The organism is Aggregatibacter segnis (assembly GCF_003130075.1).
GTDB lineage: Bacteria > Pseudomonadota > Gammaproteobacteria > Enterobacterales > Pasteurellaceae > Aggregatibacter > Aggregatibacter segnis_A.
On sequence record NZ_NRCW01000003.1, the window covers coordinates 282,409 to 305,304 of the forward strand.

At 42.8% G+C, this 22,896-nt stretch carries 21 protein-coding genes and 1 pseudogene; 16 read left to right on the top strand and 6 right to left on the bottom strand.

Annotated features, from left to right (window positions below; translation table 11 throughout):
- Positions 1-8 precede the first annotated feature (8 nt).
- The 12 genes and pseudogenes from DK415_RS05280 to DK415_RS05335 form a co-directional block, all read left to right on the top strand.
- Positions 9-557: a DsbE family thiol:disulfide interchange protein gene (locus DK415_RS05280; protein ID WP_109432760.1), complete on the top strand. Its 549-nt coding sequence runs from the start codon at positions 9-11 to the stop codon at positions 555-557.
- Positions 557-1,039, top strand: coding sequence for a cytochrome c-type biogenesis protein (locus DK415_RS05285; RefSeq protein WP_109432761.1), 483 nt, complete (start codon positions 557-559; stop codon positions 1,037-1,039). Before DK415_RS05280 ends, DK415_RS05285 begins: the two co-directional genes overlap by 1 nt.
- A complete protein-coding gene (ccmI, locus tag DK415_RS05290; RefSeq protein WP_109432762.1) occupies positions 1,036-1,956 on the top strand; it encodes a c-type cytochrome biogenesis protein CcmI in 921 nt (306 codons plus the stop codon). Before DK415_RS05285 ends, ccmI begins: the two co-directional genes overlap by 4 nt.
- 476 nt (positions 1,957-2,432) lie before the next feature.
- Positions 2,433-3,956 carry an ammonia-forming nitrite reductase cytochrome c552 subunit gene (nrfA, locus tag DK415_RS05295; protein ID WP_204098399.1) on the top strand — a complete coding sequence of 508 codons (1,524 nt, stop codon included), beginning with the start codon at positions 2,433-2,435 and terminating at the stop codon, positions 3,954-3,956.
- 72 nt (positions 3,957-4,028) lie between these two features.
- Positions 4,029-4,694 carry a cytochrome c nitrite reductase pentaheme subunit gene (nrfB, locus tag DK415_RS05300; RefSeq protein ID WP_109103962.1) on the top strand — a complete coding sequence of 222 codons (666 nt, stop codon included), beginning with the start codon at positions 4,029-4,031 and terminating at the stop codon, positions 4,692-4,694.
- Positions 4,694-5,371, top strand: coding sequence for a cytochrome c nitrite reductase Fe-S protein (gene nrfC / locus DK415_RS05305; RefSeq protein WP_005695543.1), 678 nt, complete (start codon positions 4,694-4,696; stop codon positions 5,369-5,371). The genes nrfB and nrfC overlap by 1 nt, the downstream gene beginning before the upstream one ends.
- A complete protein-coding gene (nrfD, locus tag DK415_RS05310; protein WP_109103963.1) occupies positions 5,368-6,333 on the top strand; it encodes a cytochrome c nitrite reductase subunit NrfD in 966 nt (321 codons plus the stop codon). Before nrfC ends, nrfD begins: the two co-directional genes overlap by 4 nt.
- 353 nt (positions 6,334-6,686) lie before the next feature.
- Positions 6,687-8,597, top strand: a complete 1,911-nt coding sequence (nrfE, locus tag DK415_RS05315; protein WP_109128493.1) for a heme lyase NrfEFG subunit NrfE — start codon at positions 6,687-6,689, stop codon at positions 8,595-8,597.
- Complete coding sequence (locus DK415_RS05320; protein ID WP_109103965.1) at positions 8,590-9,120, top strand: DsbE family thiol:disulfide interchange protein; 531 nt, start codon at positions 8,590-8,592, stop codon at positions 9,118-9,120. Before nrfE ends, DK415_RS05320 begins: the two co-directional genes overlap by 8 nt.
- The gene (gene nrfF / locus DK415_RS05325; protein WP_109103966.1) at positions 9,117-10,166 is read left to right on the top strand and encodes a heme lyase NrfEFG subunit NrfF; all 1,050 of its coding nucleotides are present in this window, start codon (positions 9,117-9,119) and stop codon (positions 10,164-10,166) included. Before DK415_RS05320 ends, nrfF begins: the two co-directional genes overlap by 4 nt.
- Positions 10,163-11,356: a BaiN/RdsA family NAD(P)/FAD-dependent oxidoreductase gene (locus tag DK415_RS05330; RefSeq protein ID WP_109432763.1), complete on the top strand. Its 1,194-nt coding sequence runs from the start codon at positions 10,163-10,165 to the stop codon at positions 11,354-11,356. Before nrfF ends, DK415_RS05330 begins: the two co-directional genes overlap by 4 nt.
- A gap of 241 nt (positions 11,357-11,597) precedes the next feature.
- Positions 11,598-12,008, top strand: a pseudogene (locus DK415_RS05335) (transglutaminase family protein); the annotation flags it as partial.
- 111 nt (positions 12,009-12,119) lie between these two features.
- On the opposite strand, the gene rdgC reads toward DK415_RS05335, so the two are convergent.
- Positions 12,120-13,025: a recombination-associated protein RdgC gene (gene rdgC / locus DK415_RS05340; protein WP_109128495.1), complete on the bottom strand. Its 906-nt coding sequence runs from the start codon at positions 13,023-13,025 to the stop codon at positions 12,120-12,122.
- Positions 13,026-13,087: 62 nt separating this feature from the next.
- On the opposite strand from rdgC, the gene proC reads away from it, so the two are divergent.
- The 4 genes from proC (at position 13,088) to tig (ending at position 17,422) form a co-directional block, all read left to right on the top strand.
- A complete protein-coding gene (proC, locus tag DK415_RS05345; RefSeq protein WP_109128496.1) occupies positions 13,088-13,903 on the top strand; it encodes a pyrroline-5-carboxylate reductase in 816 nt (271 codons plus the stop codon).
- Positions 13,903-15,063, top strand: coding sequence for a 3-phenylpropionate MFS transporter (locus DK415_RS05350; RefSeq protein ID WP_109128497.1), 1,161 nt, complete (start codon positions 13,903-13,905; stop codon positions 15,061-15,063). The genes proC and DK415_RS05350 overlap by 1 nt, the downstream gene beginning before the upstream one ends.
- Before the next feature lie 2 nt (positions 15,064-15,065).
- The gene (gene xerD, locus DK415_RS05355) at positions 15,066-15,959 is read left to right on the top strand and encodes a site-specific tyrosine recombinase XerD (RefSeq protein WP_109128498.1); all 894 of its coding nucleotides are present in this window, start codon (positions 15,066-15,068) and stop codon (positions 15,957-15,959) included.
- Positions 15,960-16,123: 164 nt separating this feature from the next.
- Positions 16,124-17,422 carry a trigger factor gene (gene tig, locus DK415_RS05360; protein ID WP_109128499.1) on the top strand — a complete coding sequence of 433 codons (1,299 nt, stop codon included), beginning with the start codon at positions 16,124-16,126 and terminating at the stop codon, positions 17,420-17,422.
- Between the two features lie 155 nt (positions 17,423-17,577).
- Here tig and hflC read toward each other — a convergent pair whose 3' ends face one another.
- From hflC to thrB, 5 genes are all read right to left on the bottom strand, one after another.
- Positions 17,578-18,465: a protease modulator HflC gene (hflC, locus tag DK415_RS05365; RefSeq protein WP_006717199.1), complete on the bottom strand. Its 888-nt coding sequence runs from the start codon at positions 18,463-18,465 to the stop codon at positions 17,578-17,580.
- Complete coding sequence (gene hflK / locus DK415_RS05370; protein ID WP_109432764.1) at positions 18,465-19,730, bottom strand: FtsH protease activity modulator HflK; 1,266 nt, start codon at positions 19,728-19,730, stop codon at positions 18,465-18,467. Before hflK ends, hflC begins: the two co-directional genes overlap by 1 nt.
- Positions 19,731-19,824: 94 nt before the next feature.
- Positions 19,825-20,544, bottom strand: a complete 720-nt coding sequence (locus tag DK415_RS05375; protein WP_109128501.1) for a 4'-phosphopantetheinyl transferase family protein — start codon at positions 20,542-20,544, stop codon at positions 19,825-19,827.
- A 57-nt stretch (positions 20,545-20,601) separates the two neighbouring features.
- Positions 20,602-21,876, bottom strand: a complete 1,275-nt coding sequence (thrC, locus tag DK415_RS05380) for a threonine synthase (RefSeq protein ID WP_109432765.1) — start codon at positions 21,874-21,876, stop codon at positions 20,602-20,604.
- 63 nt (positions 21,877-21,939) lie between these two features.
- The gene (thrB, locus tag DK415_RS05385; RefSeq protein ID WP_006717206.1) at positions 21,940-22,884 is read right to left on the bottom strand and encodes a homoserine kinase; all 945 of its coding nucleotides are present in this window, start codon (positions 22,882-22,884) and stop codon (positions 21,940-21,942) included.
- Between the last annotated feature and the right edge of the window lie 12 nt (positions 22,885-22,896).

The following is a 22,896-nucleotide window of genomic DNA, read 5'->3' on the forward strand; positions in this document are numbered from 1 at the left end:
TATTGATAATGAATAAAAAATTATATTTACCTTTAATCATTTTTTTAGGTTTAGCGACGGCATTTCTGGTGCAGTTGCAACGCAATTCACAAGGCGATGATCCGAAAACATTAGAATCTGCGCTAGTGGGTAAACCTGTTCCGGCAAAAACGTTACCGAATTTGCTTTCAGATAAAACCTATGATGAATCCTTGTTTAAGCAAGGCAAACCCGTTTTACTCAATGTATGGGCGACCTGGTGTCCTACTTGTTATGCCGAACACCAATATCTGAACCAATTGGCGAAACAAGGGGTGACGATCATTGGTTTGGACTATAAAGATAACAACGAGAAAGCGATGAAATGGCTGAAGGATCTTGGTAATCCTTATCAGGTCGTGTTGAAAGATGAAAAAGGGTCTTTTGCTTTAGATTTAGGGGTGTATGGTGCGCCGGAAACCTTTATTGTTGATGGCAATGGCGTGATTCATTATCGCTATGCCGGTGATGTAAACGAAAAAGTTTGGCAGGAAACCTTGCAGCCGATTTATCAAAAATTAGGCGGAGGGAAAGAGTAATGATAAAAACACTTTTATTTTCTACCGCACTTTTGTTTAGCGTTAGTGCTTCTGCAGCGATTGATGCATTGAATTTCAGTTCACCGCAACAGGAAGATGATTATCACGCGTTAACGCAGGAATTACGCTGTCCGCAATGTCAGAATAACAACATTGCCGATTCCAACGCAGTGATCGCGGTGGATATGCGTGGCAAAGTGTTTGAGTTATTGCAAGAAGGCAAATCCAAACAAGATGTTGTGCAGTACATGGTGGATCGCTACGGTAATTTTGTCACTTATGATCCGCCGTTAACACCCGTTACGATGATTCTTTGGTGTGCGCCGATTCTTTTCATTTTACTTGGCGTTTTGGTGCTTTTCCGTCGCAAACATTCGCAAGGTGGGAGAGTAAGTCAGACAGCGGAAAACGCCAACAATGTGTTAACCGAAGAACAACAAAACCGTTTGAATACGTTATTAAACAAGGAGAATGATAGATGAATTTATGGTTAAGCATTCTCATCTTAACGTTGGTGGCAGCGTTAATTTGTTTTTTCCCGTTGTTATTAAAAGCCAAAAAAAGTACGTCAGTAAAACGCGATGATCTCAATAAAGCCTTTTATTTCGAGCGTTTAAAAGAGCTGGAACGAGATGAAAATCAAGGCTTATTAGAAAATACCGAACAGCTTAAATTAGAATTACAACAATCCCTTTTGGAGGATATTCCTCAGCAGGCTGAAAGTACTTTTCTCAGTGAGAAAAATTACGGCAAGTTATGGTTTGTCTCAGGTTTCTTAGCATTAGCAATTTTGTCCGGTGCCGCATATTTTGCAGTGGGTTCTTGGCAATCAGAAATCATGTTAGAAAAAACGGCAGAAAAACTACCGTACTTTTATGAGCGCATAAAAAGTGAGAGCACCAACCCGCTAGATGAAGCAGAAATGCAACAATTTGCGACCGCACTTCGAGTTGATTTACAGAAAAATCCAAACAACGCGAAAAATTGGTGGTTATTAGGGCAACTTGGTATGAATTTGCAACAACCAAGAATGGCGTTGGATAGTTTTGCTCGTGCGAATAAGTTAGAACCTGATAATAACCAGTATAAGCTCGGGTATGCTCGTGTTTTAATGTTTTCTGAAGACACGACGGACAAGTTAAAAGGCAATAATTTATTACGCGAAGTGATTCGTGAGGATCATAGCAATATTGAAGCCTTAAGCTTGTTGGCGTTTAGTTATTTTGAAACGGAAGATTACAAAATGGCGGCCGTCACATGGGCAATGATGTTAAAACTGTTACCGAAAGATGACCCTAGAGCACCAATTATTGAGCGTAGCATTCGTTCTGCGCGTGATGCGTTAGAAGGTCAGGAAAAAGAGAAACATCAGCAAGTGACACCAAATAAGGAAAATTAAATTGATTTAATTTTTAGAAAAAATAGCGCTGTTTTTGACCGCACTTATTTTTTAAAAGGCTAAATTCTTTTCGGAATTTAGCCTTTTTGTTTCGTTCAAGTAAATGTAGCATAGGGTATTAAATTTAATACCTCTTTATAGTTATATGTGAAGTGGCGGTTTTAGAGTGGGCATTTGATTGAATACCTATAAATAAGTATCTTTGAGGTTTGGATATATCGATAATGATGCTACAAAAATAAACAAAATTAAGTCCTAAATTTTAAAAATTGATCAAGAACAAGAAAAGTGCAAATATCCATAGAAAAAACATGATTATTTCGCTATTTTACCGCTGATTTTAAGTCGTTATGTCTTCTATCATATTGTTATTAATGATAAAAATTCTCATTACTAATGAGCTGATAACAGATGTTTTTGTAACCTTCTATTAATTTTAATAGAAGCCATTTAATAACCTTATTGGAGTGATTATCGTGAACGCATTGAGAAAAAGCCTACTCGTAGCAGCTTCTTTTGCAGCTTTCGGCGTATGTAATTCGGCGATGGCGGAATTAGTGTACAAACCGGTTGAGCAACCTGTCGAAGCACCTAACCCGAACGTAAAAATTGAAGCAGTGAATGAGAAATTTGCTGAAAAATATCCTAGCCAATTCAATTCGTGGAAAGCGACTGAAAAAGGCGACAAAATCATCTATGCTGATGAACAAGACCCTCGTTTAATCGTGTTATGGGGGGGCTATTCTTTCGCAAAAGAATATAACGCACCTCGTGGTCACGTTTATGCAGTAGAAGATTTACGTAATATTTTACGTACTGGTGCGCCCAAAAATGCAAATGATGGCCCACAACCAATGGCATGTTGGACTTGTAAAGGTCCAGACGTTCCACGTTTAATCGCGGAATGGGGTGAAGATGGTTACTTTGGTGCCAAATGGGCTAAAGGTGGACCAGAAGTGGTCAACTCGATCGGTTGTGCAGACTGTCACGATACTACATCAAAAGACTTTGCCGAAGGCAAACCAGCATTACGTATTGCTCGTCCACACGTTCTTCGTGCATTAGATCACTTAAATAATGCACTTCAAGCAAAAGCAAAAGCTGAAGGTAAAGAACAAGCTAACTTAAGCTTTAACACAGCTGCTCGCACTGAAAAACGTGCTGAAATCTGTGCAAACTGTCACGTTGAATACTACTTCGCGGGCGACTTAAAACAAGTAACCTTCCCGTGGAACAACGGTCAAACTGTTGATGATATCGAAAAATACTACGATGATATCGGCTTCAGTGACTGGACTCACTCTCTTTCTAAAGCACAAATGTTAAAAGCGCAACACCCTGACTTTGAAATTTGGTCTTTAGGTATGCACGGTAAAAACGGCGTAACTTGTATCGACTGTCACATGCCTAAAGTACAAGGTAAAGACGGTAAAGTTTACACCGACCACCAAATCCAAAACCCATTCGATGCATTTGATACCACTTGTGCAAACTGTCACGATCAAAGCAAAGAAAAACTTAAAGACATCGTTGCTTCACGTAAAAAAGAAGTGAAAGATGTAATGGGTCGTTTAGAAGATCAAGTTGTTCGTGCTCACTTTGAAGCGAAAGCGGCATGGGATGCAGGTGCAACTAAAGAAGAAATGGAACCTGCTTTAATGGATATCCGTCACGCTCAATGGCGTTGGGACTACTCTGCAGCAAGCCACGGTGGCCACATGCACGCACCTGATGTAATGCTTCGCGTATTAGGTTCCGGTTTAGACAAAGCAGCGGATGCTCGCGCTAAACTCGCAGCAATCTTAACTAAACATGGCGTGAAAACTCCGGTTGAAGTACCAGATATTTCTACAGCTGATAAAGCATGGAAAGTAATGGGTATCGATATCGAGAAAGAACGTAAAGCGAAAAAAGAATTCTTAGAAACTGTTGTACCTCAATGGGTAAAAGAAGCGAAAGCCAATGGCAAATTAGCTGAAGATACCGCAACAAAACAATAAAAAAAGAACCGCACTTTGTAACTAAAGTGTCGAAGTGCGGTCATTTTTAACCATATATTTGAGGTAATCAGAATGAATTTAACTTCTTTAATCAGCAAATCGGCAAAATCCCTCGCATTGCTTGCAATGCTTGTGGCAATGCCAATGGCTGCAAGTGCGGAAGAGATGGTAAAAACACCAGCCTCTCAACTCACTTATGAGCCACAATTGGATAATCAACGTGATCCAAACCAATATTGTGCGAAATGTCACAAATTTGACAAAGCCGATAAAAGTCAAACTTTAGATCAATCCGGTGGTGAATTGCATTTTGGTAAATTTCACGGCGCACACTTAAATCAAAAAAGCCCTAACACAGGTAAACCGATTAACTGTGTAAACTGTCACGGTAATATTTCGGAAGATCACCGTCGTGGTGCAAAAGATGTGATGCGTTTTGATGGCGATATCTTTGGTGATAAAAAACCAATGTATACCGCGCAAGAACAAAACCAAGTTTGTTTTGCTTGTCACCAACCTGCAAAACTTCGTGAAAAACTTTGGGCGCACGATGTTCACGCAATGAAATTGCCTTGTGCAAGCTGCCACACATTACACCCGAAAGATGATGCGATGAAAGGTATTGAACCGAAAAATCGTGTGAAACTTTGTGTAGATTGCCACGGCGAACAACAAAAACGCAAAGCGGCAAAAGACACACAATCACAAACGCAATCAACCGAACAAAAGGATAAATAATGACAGCTTGTTCACGCCGAAACTTTGTTTCCGGCATGGGGGCATTAATCCTTATGACGGGAACATCAGTGACCTCTTTAGCGAAAGAGGAAAAGGCGGATAAACCGAAACGCTATGCAATGGTACACGACGAAACAGCTTGTATCGGCTGTACCGCTTGTATGGATGCTTGTCGTGAAACAAACCACGTTCCTGAAGGCGTTTCACGTTTGGAAATTCTCCGTAGTGAACCTTACGGCGAATTCCCAAATCAAGAATACGAGTTTTTCCGTCAATCTTGCCAACACTGTACAAACGCCCCTTGCGTGGCAGTTTGTCCGACCGGTGCATCATTTATTGATCCTGAAACAGGTATCGTCGATGTGCATAAAGATCTTTGTGTAGGTTGCCAATACTGTGTTGCAGTTTGTCCTTACCGCGTACGTTTCATTCACCCAGTACACCGTACTGCGGATAAATGTAACTTCTGTCGCGATACAAACTTAGCAGCTGGCAAACAACCTGCTTGTGTAGAAGCTTGTCCAACCAAAGCATTAACCTTTGGCGATATGAATGATCCAAGCAGTGCAGTTTCCCGCAAAGTGAAAGAAAATCCGGTTTATCGCACGAAAGTGGAATTAGGTACTCAACCAAATCTTTACCATATTCCATTCCAACACGGGGAGCCAAGAAGATGACATTAGATTATCCTGTTCCGTTTCACACACCTAATTTGGTGTGGGATTCAACAATCGCTATCTATTTATTCTTACTTGGTATTTCTTCCGGTGCGGTACAATTAGCGATTGCTTATAAACGGAGTCACAAATTAGAAAATCCTAGCAAAAACTGGATTATCCGAGCGGCCGCCGTTTTAGGTTCTGTGCCAACATTAATTGGTTTAACCCTGTTAATTTTCCACTTGGCACGTCCTTGGACATTCTGGAAATTGATGTTTAACTATCAATTCAACTCTGTAATGTCTATGGGGGTAATGTTATTCCAAGTGTATATGCTCTTCCTCGTGTTATGGTGTGCAGTGATTTTTAAAGATGAGATCGCTGCCTTGATTAATCGTTTCATGCCAAAACTGGGTTTCTTAGTGAAATGGATTAATGCAATTGAACGCGTGGTTGGTCCATGTGAAGTTATCCTATTCGTTTTAGCTGCCGTGTTAGGGGCTTATACCGGCTTCTTACTTTCCGCGTTGATTAGCTACCCGATGCTGAATAACCCGGTATTACCGGCGCTATTCCTAGCCTCAGGTACATCATCAGGTATCGCAGCCACCTTCTTATTTATCCTTATTGCAGGTAAATTAAAAGGTGATTCCCATGAATCTCACTTCATTCATAAATTTGAAGTGCCGATTATGGTTACCGAGTTTGGTTTATTAGTATGTTTCTTCGTTGGACTTTACTTCGGTGGCGGTCAAAAAGTCGTTGCATTGGAAAATGCATTATCTGGCTTCTGGGGTGCAGTGTTCTGGATTGGGGTATTCTTTATTGGTATCTTAATCCCATTAGTTGCTAATATGTTTGTTAGCGATCGTTGGAAATTCAACAAGAACTTTATCATCCTAGTGTCGATTTTCGACTTGATCGGGGTGTTATGCTTGCGTTACTTTATTCTGTACGCAGGACAGCTTACTACCGCATGATAAGGTTTTTGTTTGTATCAAAAGGCGTAGTAAAATACGCCTTTTTGTTTGGCGTTATTTTCTTTGGCAAAGAAAAATAAAAAAGAAAGACGGCTCAAAGAAGGAAATCTGATTTGTTTTTTCTACGAGTAAAGTGCGGTTAAAATTTTAAACGTTTTTATCTAACTTTCCCCTCTTTAGCAAAGAGGGGAAGGGGAGATTTGGCAGAAGTGATTTCAACCTTATGGGTTGTTTAATATCGTTAAAATTCCTCCTAACCTCTTCTTTATTAAAGAGGCAGTATAAAATGCAGGCGAAACCTGAAGTGATCAACCACAAAACCAACATGACAATCTAAAACACGAGATTATTTTATGCTCCCCGAACTAGGCTTTCTTTCTCTTCTTCTTGCTACGATGAGCGCGTTGTTGCTCGCCGTTGTTCCACAACTTGGGCTTTGGCTGCGTAAGCCGGCACTGACCCAATTAGCTTGGGGATTAAGCTATTGCTTTGGCTTATTTACGTTAGCCGCCATTTCTATTTTGGCGTATTCCTTTGCGGTGGATGATTTTACGTTGGAATATGTCGCGGCCCATTCGAATTCTCAATTGCCAACTTTCTTCAAAATTGCGGCAACTTGGGGGGGGCATGAAGGCTCGATGTTGTTCTGGCTATTTTCACTTTCTGTTTGGGTTGTGCTGTTTGCATTATTTAATCGAAAAAATGACCGCACTTTTGTGGCGCAGAGTTTGGTGATTTTAGGCTTAATTTGTTTTAGCTTTGCCGTTTTTATCGTCTTTTTCTCTAATCCGTATGGACGCCTATTCCCTGCACCATTGGAAGGTCGCGATTTGAATCCGATGTTGCAGGATGTGGGGCTGATTTTTCATCCGCCTTTGTTGTATCTCGGTTATGTTGGCTTTGCCGTAAATTTTGCGTTGAGTATTACTGCATTATTGCATCAACATTTAGAAAGCCAAATTGCCCGCGTGATGCGGGTTTGGGTATTGGTCTCTTGGTTGTTTTTAACGTTAGGCATCGTGCTAGGTGCATGGTGGGCGTATTACGAACTTGGCTGGGGCGGCTGGTGGTTCTGGGACCCGGTAGAAAACGCATCATTAATGCCTTGGTTATTAGGTTTGGCACTGTTACATAGTTTAATTGTCAGTGAAAAACGGGGCATCTTTAATTATTGGACAACGCTTTTCTCACTGTTAGCGTTCGCTTTCAGTGTACTCGGCACCTTTATTGTACGCTCAGGCGCATTGACGTCTGTACATGCTTTCGCAGTGGATAGCCAGCGAGGCACTGCATTGCTTGTGATTTTCTTCCTATTGACTGTTGGGGCGCTCGGTTTGTTTGCTTTCAAAGCGAATATGCAGCAACAATCTGTGAAATTAAAGTTACTTTCTAAAGAAAGTGCGGTGCTTTTTTTGAATGTTTTATTGAGCATCGCTACCGTCAGCACGTTTCTCGGCACTTTCTATCCAATGTTATTCCAAGCCATGAATTGGGGCTCTATTTCTGTTGGTGCGCCTTACTTCAACAGTATTTTCCTTCCGCTGATTGCGTTAGTGTTAATTGCCATGGTGATTTCGCTCGGCTTGCATTGGGCAAAAGCGGATAAACGCATTTTATTAAACCGTGCCGTGTTATTGTTGCCGTCTTTGTTGCTTTCCTATTTGGCCATTCACCACTTTATGCAAAATGACGGTGCGTTACAGTTTAAATGGACAGCCTATTTCCTACTAACCTTAGCGATTTGGTTATTATTGGCAACATTATGGCAAAACTGGCGTAAGTTAGCTCTTTCCCACTATGCGATGATTTTTGCTCATAGCGGTGTTGCCATTGCAACGATGGGCGCCGTCATGAGCAGTTATTTCGGTAGTGAAATTGGTGTACGTTTATCGCCACAACAAAGCCAACAACTTGGCGCATTTAATTTTCACTATGAACGATTTTCCAATGAAATCGGCCCGAATTTTACCGCTGAAGTGGCAACGTTTAGCGTGACAGAAAAGGGCAAGCCGTATGCCGAATTGCAGCCGGAACGTCGTTATTATGATGTGCGTACCATGACCATGAGTGAAGTAGGGTTGTCCGGTGGTTTTTGGGGCGATTTATATATTGTTATGGGCGATCCGCTCGGTAAGGGAGAGTTTACGTTCAGACTTCATTACAAACCGTTGATTCGTTGGTTGTGGTTCGGTGGTGTATTGATGGCATTTGGTGCATTGTGTTCTGTACTGATGACGAAGCGAAGAGGAAAGCGTGATGAATAGAAAAGTGATTTTCTTCCTGCCATTAGCATTGTTACTTGGCGTATGCGTTTTATTGTTGGCGGGATTGAATCAAGATCCTAAAAAAATCGCTTCTGCGTTAATTGATAAGCCTGTACCTGAGTTTTATCAGGCGAGTTTATTGGATAATCGTCAAACACTCAGCCCGAAAGATTTTCCGAAACGCCCATTTTTGATCAATATTTGGGGAAGCTGGTGCGGTTATTGTCAGCAAGAACACCCATTATTGCTTGAGTTGGCAAAAGAGATTCCCATCGTGGGCGTGGACTATCGTGACAAACCGCAAAATGGCATTGCGATGCTGCAACATATGGGCAATCCTTACACCTTAGTGATTGATGACAGCCGTGGCGAATTGGCGTTAAAACTTGGCGTGGACGGCGCGCCTGAAACCTATTTAGTGGATGCCAACGGCATTATTCGTTATCGTCATTCCGGCTTATTAGATCGGGAAACTTGGCAAAAAACTTTCGTGCCTCAACTTAACCAGCTATTACAACCATGAAACGATTTTTCGCGTTAATTTTTTTATTTATCAGTGTCAATGCCATTGCTGAAATGGTGGATACCTTTGAATTTCATAACCAGGCGGATCGTACTCGCGCCGTGGAATTGGCGAAATCTTTACGTTGCCCACAATGTCAAAATCAGAATTTAGTCGAGTCTAATTCACCGATTGCCTACGATTTGCGCATCGAGGTGTATAACATGGTGAATGAAGGTAAAACCAATCAGCAAATTATTGATTCCATGACATCGCGTTTCGGTAACTTCGTCAATTATAAGCCACCGTTCCAATGGAATACCGCATTGCTTTGGTTATTGCCGATAGGCTTGTTGCTCGCAGCATTTGGGTTGATTTGGTATTCCAGTCGCAGCTCATCACCGCTTGAACCAGAAAAACAGGTGGAAAATCGACCGCACTTTCACTCCCTACAAGAGAAAAGTGCGGTCAAATTTGAGCTTAAATCGACGCTCTTGGTTTTTGCTTTATTGCTTGTTATTCCTTTAGTCTATTATTTTTCTTTGGAACGTTTTTCCCGCGCACAGCAAGGTGAGCAGGAGCAAATCGCACAACACAATCAGCAACTTGAAACACCAGAAGAAAATAAAACCGAGGCAATTATCGGCAAAATTCAGGATAAATTACGCCAAGATCCGAATAGCGCGGAAAACTGGGTTAAGTTGGGTGATGCTTATATGCAAAATGATGACTTTGACAGTGCCCTTGTTTGTTATGGTAATGCTGAAAAAATTGATGGTCGTAAGCCGACTACGCAGGGACTAATGGCGATGGCATTGTATCTCCAGGCACATCAACAGATTACGCCGCAAGTACAACAATTATTGAATGAAGCGTTGACGCAAGATCCTAAAGAGGTCTCCGCGTTATCTTTGTTGGCGGCAGAAGCTTTAAAAACACGGGATTATTCCACCGCACTTGACTATTGGCAGCAAATCTTGGATTCAGGTAACTCCGCGGTGGATCGTCGCGCTACGATTCAGAAAATGAAAATGGTCGATTTCATGCAAAAGGGAGAGTTGCAGTGAGCCACCATGCCATTGAAACACTCATTATCGGTGCCGGGGCGGCAGGCTTATTTTGTGCGTCGCAATTGGCAAAGTGCGGTGGCAAAGTCAGAATTTTAGATAACGGCAAAAAAGTCGGGCGGAAAATTTTAATGTCCGGCGGTGGTTTTTGTAATTTCACCAATATGGAGCTTTCTTCAGGTCGTTATCTCAGCCAAAATCCGCATTTTGTGAAATCCGCCTTAAAACGCTTTACCCAATGGGATTTTATCGGTTTAGTGGCAGAGTACGGCATTCCTTATCACGAAAAAGAGCTTGGTCAGCTGTTTTGTGATAACGGCGCAGAAGATATCGTCAACATGTTGTTGGCAGAATGTAAAAAATATGGCGTGGAGATTGCCTTAAGACAAAGCATTTCTGCTGTGGAAAAAACGGAAAACGGATTTTCTGTCGTGGCAAATGGTGAGACATTGTATTGTACTCATTTAGTCGTTGCTACCGGCGGTTTATCTATGCCGGGCTTGGGCGCAACGCCTTTCGGTTATCAAATTGCCGAGCAATTCGGCATTCGTGTCATTGCACCTCGGGCAAGTTTGGTGCCTTTTACTTGGCGTGAGTGCGATAAGTTTTATGCCGCGTTATCTGGCATTTCCTTAGATGTGGCGGCGACTAATCACCACAAAACCTTTACCCACCAAATGCTTTTTACCCATCGTGGTTTATCCGGACCGGCGATTTTGCAAATTTCCAACTATTGGCAACCGGGCGAAAGCATTCATCTTGATTTATTGCCTTATAACGATATTCGTCATCATTTAAAGGAACTGCGTCAATCTTCACCGAAATTACAGTTAAAAACCGTATTAAGCCGTTTATTACCTAAAAAATTAGTGGAGTTATGGCTTGAAAAAGGCTTTATACAAGATGAAGCCATTGCCCAATTAAGCAAAGTGCGGTTAGAAAATTTAGTGAATTTAATCCACCACTGGCAGTTTGTGCCGAATGGCACGGAAGGGTATCGCACCGCAGAAGTGACTATGGGCGGCGTGGATACCCATGAAATTTCGTCCAAAACCATGGAAAGCAATAAAGTACAAGGCTTGTATTTTATCGGGGAAGTGTTGGACGTTGCCGGCTGGCTTGGCGGCTACAACTTCCAATGGGCATGGAGTTCTGCTTATGCTTGTGCGCAGGGGATTGCGGCAAAATAAGGTTTTGTCCTCTAAAGTGCGGTTATAAAAACAATGTTTTTGAATTTCACAACATTTATCATCAGCGTTTCTGAACAGGTTTGAATGTTTATTCATAGATAAATTTTCACCTCATTTTTCTCATCAAAAATAATCTTAGATTGCATTGAGCTTCTTCCTGAAATTCATTAGTATAGCTTTCGTTCACTTCGGTGGATTTATGTTAAGTTTAACTTCCAATCTAATTTAAGAAGTCTTCTGGATGAAGCATCTTATCGCAACTGCGGTGTTTTCTTGCAGCGCAATGGCTTATGCCAACACCTCTTTACCTAATTACAATACTGATTCTCATCTGTATGAATTCACCCAAACTTACGACTTAATTGCGCCGAAAGGTTCACAAGGTCAAGCAAATTTGTGGGCGCCGTTACCATTTAACGGAGAGTATCAACAAGTCAAATCCATTCAATTTGAAGGCAATTATTTGGATGCCTATGTGACAGAAAACAACAAATACGGTGCGAAAACCTTGTTTACTACATGGGATAAAGACGCGCAAAAACGTGATTTGAAAGTGACCATGGTGATTGAAACCAAAGATCGCGAACCGATGGTAAAAGGCGCTTTGGATAACTACATGCCACCGAAAGACATTCAGTATTCCGTCGATGTACACATAAATTAAATTACACGGCAGAAATCGTTTGATAAAAATAAAGGGCTATTTTAACTTGCCCTTTTTGATTCTGTAATTTCTGCAATCAGCGAGTCAATTCTCTGTAAATTACAACCGCTCTTTTTCTCCGCCGAAATCGTGCAATAGATTTTCTGTGAGTTGACTCAAAATGCCGGTCATTAATACAAAATCCGCATCGAAACGTTGGGCATAGTCTTCTTTCAAAATATCGTCATTTTTCTCTCGAATCTGATCGGCAAATTTTAAGCGTTTCAGGCTGCAATCTTCGTTTAATACAAATGACAGACGCGCTTCCCATTCCAGTGCCAGTTTGGTGACGAACTTCGAATGGACTAAAGAGAGAATCTCTTCACTATCTAACGCTTGTTGTTTGCAACGAATCACAGCGTTCGTTTGGCTATCGCGTAATTCGGCTTCTTCCAATGGCACAAGCCATTCCGGCGTATTTTCTTGGGCGATCCAGTTTTGCATGATAAGTGCCGGCTCATTGGCGAAAGTCAGTGGCACCACAGGCAGCGAACCCAATGATTTACGTAACAGCGCCAGCACCTCTTCTGCACGTTTTGCTGAGGCAGCGTCCACATAAATCAAATTATTTTCTGTATCAATCCAAATCGCGGTTTGTTGATATTTACTGAATGCGCGAGGTAATAAGGTTGCAATTACATCGTCTTTTAAGGTTTGTTTTTCTACTTTTTTCAGCTTGCGATTTTCCGCCTGTTCGAGTTTTTCCACACGGGCGTCTAATTCACGTTTTACCACATGAGAGGGTAAAATTTTCTCTTCTTTTTGCGCCAACAATAAAATCTGCTTTCCAACAGCAAAATATAAAAGTTCGCTGCCTTTGAGCGGTTCAGACCAACCAAATTTGCTTTGTTCCGATTGGTGGCAAGGGTGGTATTGATTGTTTCCAAGGGCGGTGGAGAGAGGCTGTGCCGACCAATCAAGGGATTTAGTCAGACGGTAAATCATGGCGTTTTTGAACCAAAACATGGTAGATCCTTATGCTTATTCAGGTAAAATGTGCGCTATTGTAACTTACTTGAAGGTGAAATATGCAACATAAATTGGTGTGCTTTATCGGTGGCGGCAATATGGCCCAAGCTATTGTGTTTGGTTTATTAAAACAAGCTTATCCTGCCGATAAAATTATCGTGTGCGATCCGAATCAAGAAAAGCGTGATTTATTTGCGCAAAAAGGTGTACGCACCTCAACGGATAATATCGCCGCCGTCGCACAGGCAGAGGTCGTATTGTTAGCCGTCAAACCGCAAGTACTTGCCGACGTTTGTACGCCTTTAAGTGCGGTGGATTTTTCCGATAAATTACTGATTTCGATTGCGGCAGGTATTTCCGTGGCAAGATTAATTGCGCTTTTACCGACCGCTCACGCTGTTGTGCGTGTGATGCCAAATACGCCGGCCTTAGTGGGCGAGGGCATGGCAGGATTATTTGCAGCAAAAAACACCTCAGAAAACGACCGCACTTTTGCGCAGGATTTATTGTCCGCCGTAGGCAAAACTCTTTGGGTGGCGTCGGAAGAACAGATGCATGCCGTCACAGCCGCGTCTGGCAGTAGTCCGGCGTATTTCTTTCAATTTTTGGAAGCCATGCAACAAGGCTTAATTGAAATGGGGTTATCCGCTGAAAACGCGCGAGAATTAGTGCAACAGGCAATGTTAGGCTCGGCCAAAATGGTGGTGGAAAATCCTCAGATAGATTTATCGACATTGCGCCAAAATGTAACGTCCAAAGGCGGCACTACCGCAGCGGCGCTGAATGTGTTAAATCAACATCAATTTAATGGCATCGTGCAACAAGCCATGCAAGCTTGTGTCGCACGTTCTAAAGAAATGGAAACCTTATTCTAATGCTTGTTCGTCCTTTTACTTGGCTCGCCTTGAGCTTTTTCGGCTACTACTGCGCCTATGGTGTATTCGTGCCGTTTTTCCCGGTTTGGTTGAAATCACAACAGTATGGCGAAGAACTGATCGGCATGGTGTTGGCAAGTGCTTATGTCTTTCGCTTTGTCGGCGGTTTGTTTTTTTCCGGTTTAATTAAACGCGCTTCACAGTTGATCAATTCTTTGCGTGTGTTGGCGCTTGCCGGAGCGTTGATTATGGCCGGGTTAAGTGTTGTTGCGGAGAATTTTTGGTTGCTGTTTTCTGCTATTGGCTTATTTGCCATGGTCAATGCGGCAGGTATGCCGATTACGGATTCCTTGGCTACTACTTGGCAGCGGCAAATTCAGTTGGATTACGGTAAGGCTCGGCTCATTGGCTCCCTTGCCTTTGTGGTTGGCGTAACCTTATTTGGCAATGTGATTGGCTTTTTCGGTGAGCAAAATATTGTCTGGATTTTGACCGCACTTTTATTGGCGTATTCGGTGATGCAATGCGTGACACCCACGATTCCCCCACAAGATGAACTCTCGGAACAGGCAACCACGAATGTAGGTTATTGGGATTTATTAAAAAACAACACGACATTACGGGTTTTGTTGGCTTCCTCTTTAATTCAGGGCTCACATGCCGCCTATTATGTTTATAGTGTGTTATATTGGACAAGTCTGGGGATTTCCGTTTCGCAAACCAGCTTGCTATGGGGCTTAGGTGTGATTGCCGAAATTTTGCTGTTTTTCTTTTCTCGCCGTTTACTGCAAAACTGGAAGGTCAGCACTCTTTTTCATTTGGCGACCTTGGCGTGTATTGTACGTTGGATGGGGCTTGCCGCCACAAGTGAGATTTGGCTCATCGGGCTTTTGCAATTACTTCACAGCTTAACATACGCGGTGGCGCATTACGGCATGGTGCGTTACATCACCACGCAACCGCAGTCGCACATTTCTAAATTACAAGCGTTGTATAACGGTATTTCAAACAGCGCCATGGTGGCGATTTTGACTGCATTGAGCGGTGTGATTTATCCGTATTCCCCCTCAATGACCTTTATCTTAATGGCCATCATTGCGGCATTGGCGTTCGTGGTGACGCCACGTAAAGTGGAAGCCTTTTTACTGCATCGGGGCTAAACATGAATGATCTTACCTTGCTCGATTTATTTCTAAATGAATTATGGATAGGCAAAGGCTTGTCACCCAATACCGTGCAATCTTATCGCTTGGATCTCACCGCACTTTGTGATTGGCTTAGTGAGCGCAAGTTGTCGTTGCTCGGCTTGGATTCGGTCGATCTTCAAACCTTTCTCGGTGAGCGGGTAGAACAGGGCTATAAAGCCACCAGCACGGCGCGATTATTGAGTGCTATTCGAAAGCTTTTCCAATATTTGTATCAAGAAAAATACCGCACTGATGATCCCAGTGCGGTGCTGAGTTCGCCTAAATTACCCAGCCGTTTACCGAAGTATTTAACCGAGCAACAAGTCACGGATTTGTTGAATGTGCAACGTTTGGATCAGCCGATTGAACTACGCGATAAAGCGATGTTGGAGCTGTTGTATGCCACGGGGTTGCGGGTCACGGAATTAATTTCATTACATACCGATAGCATCAATTTAAATCAAGGCGTCGTGCGGGTCATCGGCAAAGGCAATAAAGAACGTATTGTGCCGATGGGAGAGGAGGCCACCCATTGGGTGAAACAATTTATGCTGTTTGCCCGCCCGATTTTATTGGATGGACAAAGTTCTGATGTGCTATTTCCAAGCCGTCGCGGTACACAAATGACACGCCAAACATTTTGGCATCGGATTAAACATTATGCGGTGCTGGCGGAAATTGATAGCAACATGTTGTCGCCACACGTTTTGCGTCACGCTTTTGCGACGCATTTGGTAAATCACGGTGCGGATTTGCGTGTGGTGCAAATGTTGTTGGGCCACAGTGATTTATCAACGACACAAATTTATACCCATGTGGCGAAAGAACGCTTGAAACGTTTGCACGAACGCTATCATCCGCGAGGTTAATTTTGGATAGATAAATCGAGTGTTTTTTAATCAATTATGCGCTTTTATCGTGCATTTCCTCGACGGAAAGCCTTTGTCTCGTTATAATTCATCGTCTTATTTTCTATTAATAACGTGTTCGGTGTGAGCATTCGCCGAGTGCATCAATTTGAGGTAACATCATAATGTCATTAAATATTGAAACGACTCAAGGTTTAGAGCGTCGTGTAACCATCACCGTTCCGGCTGAAACCGTTGTTCAAGCTATCCGCGAAGAATTAAAACGCGTTGCTAAAAACGCGCGTGTTGACGGTTTCCGTAAAGGCAAAGTCCCTCCACACATTATTGAAAAACGTTTCGGCGCCTCTGTTCGTCAAGACATTTTAGGCGATTTATTACAAAACCATTTCTTCCAAGCGGTTATCGAAAACAAAGTTAACCTAGCAGGTCGTCCAAGTTTTACTGTGGAACAATTTGAAGAAGGTAAAGAATTAAAATTCAGCGCAACTTTTGAAGTGTACCCTGAAGTTGAGTTAAAAGGCTTAGAAAATATCAAAGTGGAAAAACCGGTTGTTGAAATCTCTGAAGCAGATGTTGACAAGATGGTTGAAGTATTGCGTAAACAACAAGCAACTTGGACTGAAAGTCAAGACGCAGCGAAAGCAGAAGATCGCGTAACTATTGACTTCGTGGGTTCTGTTGACGGCGAAGAATTTGAAGGCGGCAAAGCATCCGATTTCGTTTTATTCATGGGTCAAGGTCGTATGATCCCAGGTTTTGAAGAGGGCATCGTTGGCCACAAAGCGGGCGACAAATTCACTATTGATGTGACTTTCCCGGAAGAATATCACGCTGAAAACTTAAAAGGTAAAGCGGCGAAATTTGACATTACGTTGAAGAAAGTTGAAGTGATGGTATTACCGGAATTAACCGATGAGTTTGTTGCAAAATTTGGTCCAAATACCAAATCCGTTGCAGATTTACGCAATGAAATTCGTAAAAACATGCAACGTGAATTGAAAAACGCGTTAACCACTCGTGTGAAAACTCAAGTGATTGACGGTTTAGTAGAACAAAACCAAATTGATGTGCCAAGTTCTGCAGTTGAACAAGAAATTGACGTATTGCGTCAACAAGCAGCACAACGTTTTGGTGGCAATGCACAACAAGCAGCACAATTACCACGCGAATTATTTGAAGAACAAGCTAAACGTCGCGTATTAGTTGGTCTATTGTTAGCGCAAGTTATCTCTTCTAACGAATTAAAAGCAGATGAAGAACGCGCTAAAGCGATGATCGAAGAAATCGCGTCTGCTTATGAACAACCGGCGGAAGTGGTTGAATACTACAGCAAAAACAACGAATTAATGAATAACATTCGTAACGTAGTATTAGAAGAGCAAGCGGTTGATGCCGTGTTAGCGAAAGCACAAGTGACCGAAAAAGCGGCGACTTTCGATGAGATCATGAATCCACAAGCTTAATGATTCTCCGCGAAGTGCGGTTAATCTTTTAAGTGTTTTTTAGTTAAATACCTCGATGAAAATCGGGGTATTTTTTTGCGTTGTAAATATCACCATGAGATTTTGTTAGGCAACAAAAAAGGGTATCTTCAGATACCCTTTTTTCTATTAGAACATTACTTACTTGGTGATTGCATGAAACGGAAGAAATCACTGTCCGGTTTTAAAATCAACAAGTTATCCGAATTAGAGAAGCTGCTTTCATAGGCTTTAAGACTACGAATGAAGCTATAAAATTCCGGTTCTTTACCAAAGGCATCAGCAAAGATCTTCGCTGCAGTGGCATCGCCCTCACCGCGTAATTCTTGCGCCGTTTTTTCTGCATTGGCAATGATCAATGTGACTTTACGATCTACATCAGCTTGGATAAAGGCTGCTTTTTCTTTACCTTGTGAACGGTGTTCGCGAGCAACTGCATCACGTTCTGCACGCATACGTTGGTAAATAGAAGAAGACACTTCATCCGGCAAGTTAATTTGCTTGATACGTACGTCTAGTACTTCAATTCCCAATTCAGCAGTGCTGTCTTGTCCACTATTGAGCGCATTTTTAGCCCCCGCCATGAGTTCACCACGTGTACCTGAAACGATGTCTTTAATGGTGCGGGAACCTATTTCAGAACGCAAACGGTCGTTAACTTTACGGCGTAATAAATTGGCTGCTTGGGCGTAGTCGCCACCACCGGTGGTGGTAAAGAAACGACCGAAATCGTTAATACGCCATTTCACGTAGGAATCCACCAAAAGGTCTTTTTTCTCTACGGTCACAAAACGATCTGCTTGTCCATCTAGAGTTTGAATACGGGCATCCAGCGCTTTCAAATTATCAATAAAAGGGATTTTGAAATGTAATCCCGGCGTATAAATTGCCACTTTATTATCGGCATCGCGTTGCACTTTGCCAAAGCGTAACATAATGCCACGCGTACCTTCACTGACAACCACAATGCTGGAATAAAGCACCGCGATAAGCACGAAAATAACAGGTAATAAAAATTTACGCATTAGTTAATTCTCCCTTGGCGACCATTGTCGGTACGCGATTCCATTGGTCTAAGTGGTGCTGTTTGCTCATGCGTGCGTGAAACAGGCGCAGAAGTTACCGCACTTTGTTGTGTTTCATTGGATTCACTTACATTGGTACTACCGTTCGAGCCAGTGGATTTTTTACCTTTTAACAATTGTTCTAAAGGCAATACGGTTAAGTTATTTCCATTGCCGGAATCCAACATGACTTTTGGTGTATTTGCCATGACTTTTTCCATGGATTGAATATATAAGCGTTCGCGGAAGACGGTTGGTGCTGCTTTAAACTCAGGTAAGAGCGGTTGGAAACGTTCCACTTCCCCTTTAGCATCTAGCACCACGCGGTCTTTATAGGCTGTCGCTTCTTCTAAAATGCGTTGTGCATTACCACGAGCAATCGGCTCTTTCTCACGCGCATAGGCTTCTGCTTCACGAATATAACGTTGTTCGTCTTCTTGTGCTTTAATCGCATCATCAAAGGCTTCTTTGACTTCTTCCGGTGGACGTGCAGATTGGAAGTTCACATCAATCACTTCTAAACCCATATCATATGGTTCAATAATTTGATTTAACGCTTTCCAAGTATTTTCACGTACGACGGAACGACCTGTCGTCAAAATATCGTTCATTGTCATATGGCCGATAACATAGCGTAATGCACTGTCGGTAGCCTGATTCAAACTATCGTTGGCATTGATTGCACTAAACAGGTATTTTTCAGGATTTTGGACACGATACTGCACGGTCATTTCCACTTTCACCATGTTTTCATCTTGGGTGAGCATGGAACCTTGTGTTCTTAATTCAAGTACACGCTCAACGTTGACCGGAATCACTCGATCAATAAAAGTCGGTTTCCAGTTTAAGCCAGGTTGTTGAATGGAATGGAATTGTCCTAAACGTAGCACGACGCCACGTTCTGCTTCTTTGATGGTATAGAAACCACTGGCGCCCCACATAATCACGCCGGCTGTAATCGCAATCGGTAATAATTTACCTAAGCCGGAAGGCAGGTTAGACGCACCGGAATGATTGTTTTTAGCCCCTTTACCACCCATTTTTTTCAATAAGTTATTGAAAATCTCTTCTAAGTCCGGTGGTGATTGTTCGTTCTTTTTTTGTGAGTTGGAAGAATGATCCCAGTTAGACTGACCTTCGTTTTTATCGGAACCCTGATTTCCAGAGGATTGCCCGTTTTGCTTTGGTTTGCCCCAAGGATCTTGATCTGAACCATTTAAAGACATTGCTTTCTCCATTTGTCAAAAAATTGTTGCAAGTCTAAACAAAATCGCGTGTTAAGTCTAACGATTAATGGGAAAGTCTATCGATTTTAAAGGGTTAATTATTCACGTTGTAGTGAATTTTATGCACAAGCCTTTGAGGTTGAAGATGCTCGCCATCCCAAGTCCAAAAATAGGGCGATTTTATAGCTGTTTGGTTAACAAAATAGGCGAGATAAAAAGGCAGTTCATCGGTAAAACACAGCTGTCCACGGGGGCAGTGGGCCGAGAAAATGTGTAAGGTTTCGGGATGATGTGTCACTTCTGATAATTTTGCGATGCCCACGCCTTGGGATTTCAACACGGCTTCGCGTAAACACCAAATACGATAAAAAGCGGATTGGGATTCAGTTTGTTGTTGAAACCAGTCGATTTCTTCCGTGCTTGCAAAATGTTCCAACAGGGCTAAATAAGGACGTTCTTTGCTAGGCGATTCAATGTCGATTCCTACCGCACTTTTTTCACCTGGTTGGCTGATGTGCAAAATCACTGCCACCCAATCACCGGAATGGCTGATATTAAAATCAAAATCAGAAAAGGGAAATTGCGGTCGGTCAGTTTCTGTACGCGAAATTTGACCTAAAAGTGCGGTCGGTTTTTCTGCTGTTTTGAGTAATTGCCACAGCAAGAAATGCGCTAAACGACGACATTGCCAACGTTGTTGCATACGCGGGTTGCCGTGGCTTAACGTCAGCAAATTAGCCGGAATCAGGTCGGCTGGGATGTCATGAAAAGGGAAGGGGGTGTGAATATTTCCCCAAGCGATTAGCGTTGTCATCGTGATAAGAAAAGTGCGGTCAAAATCCGTTGAATTTTGTCACCGCACTTTTTCACCTTATTTCAATAAATAAGCTCTTAACTGCGCAAAATCGTTTTCCATTTCATCGGATAACAACGGCAGTTTGTTGTGTTTATCCAACGCTTCCGGTAACGGTAGCGTTAAATCCAGAATACGTTCGACGGATTCTTTAAATTTTGCCGGATGCGCAGTGCACAGGAATAAGCCGGTTTCGCCTGGTTGTAAATCCTGTTTTAACACTTCATAGGCCACAGCGCCATGCGGTTCGCATAAATAACCCAGTTGATTCATGGCGCGTAAGGTATCTTCTGTTTGTGCATCGGAAATTGCAGCCGAATGTAACTCGGTCAATGCCCAACCATTACGTTTGAACAATTCTTCCACGCGAGGCCAGTTGTTCGGACGAGAAACGTCCATAGCGTTGGAAAGGGTGGCCACGGTTGCATTTGGTAACCAGTTTCCGCTGTGTAAATAACGCGGCACTGTGTCGTTGGCGTTGGTGGCTGCGATAAAACGTTTAATCGGTAAGCCGAGGGTTTTAGCGATTAATCCGGCTGTGAGGTTGCCGAAGTTGCCGCTTGGCACGGAAACCACCAAGTTTTCACGTTGTGCTTTTGGTAATTGTGCTGCCGCTTCAAAGTAATAGCACACCTGCGCCAATAAACGGCTGATATTGATGGAGTTCGCCGAGTTTAAACCGATGGCTTGGCGTAGTTCTGCATCATCAAAGGCTTGTTTTACTAAAGCTTGGCAGGCATCGAAATCGGCATTGATTGCGATGGTACGAATATTGCCGCCGAGGGTACAGAATAATTTTTCTTGTAACGGGCTGATTTTGCCTTTCGGGTATAAAATCACCACCTCGATATTTTCTAAACCATAGAACGCATGGGCAACTGCCGCACCAGTGTCCCCGGATGTCGCGGTTAAAATCGTGATTTTGCCGTCACCGCGTACGGTCGCAAGGGCTTGTGCCATAAAGCGTCCGCCGAAGTCTTTAAAGGCAAGGGTTGGGCCGTGGAACAATTCCAATGCATAAATATTGTCTTCCACGTTGGCAACCGGTGCAGGGAAGGTGAAGGCGTTGCGTACCATTTGTTCAAGCTGGGCTTGAGGGATTTCCTCACCGATTAAGGCACCAAGGATTTTTTGGCTGCGTTCAACCAGTGGCAATGCCAACAGTTCATCGATATTGCTTAAGTTCGGTATGTTTTCAGGGAAAAATAAGCCCTGATCTTTGCCTAACCCTTGGCGTACGGCTTGGGCAAAATTGACCTGTTCTTCGGGGTGTTTGATGTTGTATAAATTCATGTGAAACCTGTTCTTTTGTTTGGCACCTTTAAGACAAAAGTGCGGTGATTTTTTTCCGGTGTTTTAATCAAGCTCTCTTGCACCGGCATTATCGACTTTGCAAATGTGCACAAAGCCTTCGTTGTTTTGTAAATAATGATTTTCAAGGTAAGTGGCAAGTTTGCCGGCAATATGCAAGTCCGGTGCGATGGAAAAGATCGTCGGGCCGGACCCTGAAATTCCGGTGGCTAACGCACCTAAATCACGCGTCGCTTGTTTCACTTCGGCAAAGTTAGGCAACAAGGCTTCGCGATAAGGTTCGGCAATGACATCTTTCATCATCATGGCGGCTAAATTTTCCTGTTGTGTGTGGCAAGCATGCACGAAACCACCCAGATGGCGACCATGTGCAATAACATCTTGACGTGTGTAGCTTTTCGGTAAAATTGCTCGGGCTTCCGCAGTGGACACCTCAATTCCCGGGTACGCCAAGACCCAATACCAATGATCAAAAAACGGCAAGGTTTGGCAAATGTTGCCGAGTGATTGCACCATAAACTGCACGCCACCCAAGTAGCAAGGCGCCACATTATCGTAATGAATGGAGCCGGAAATGCGTCCTTCCAACTCGCCCATCATTTCTAACAATTCCATTTTAGAAAAAGGTTCGTCATGGAATTTATTCAGCGCGACCAAGGCGGCAACAATAGAGCAGGCACTGGAGCCCAAGCCTGAACCGATAGGCATATTTTTCTCTAAGGTTAAGCGTAGCGGTTTGACTTTTGTGTTACGTAATTTGAGCTGTTCGCTGAATAACACATAGGCTTGATAAACGATATTCTTTTGCGGCTCCTTTGGCAATTTACGCACAAAATAACCCGCACTTTCTAACTCAAAGCCGGCGGCGATAGGTTCGATTTGCACCACATCGCCTAATAATGAACCGTTAATTGGGGAAATTGCCGCACCTAAGGTATCAAAACCGACGCTGATATTGGCACTGGAGGCCGGCGCATAGACTCTTAGCATAACATTCTCCGT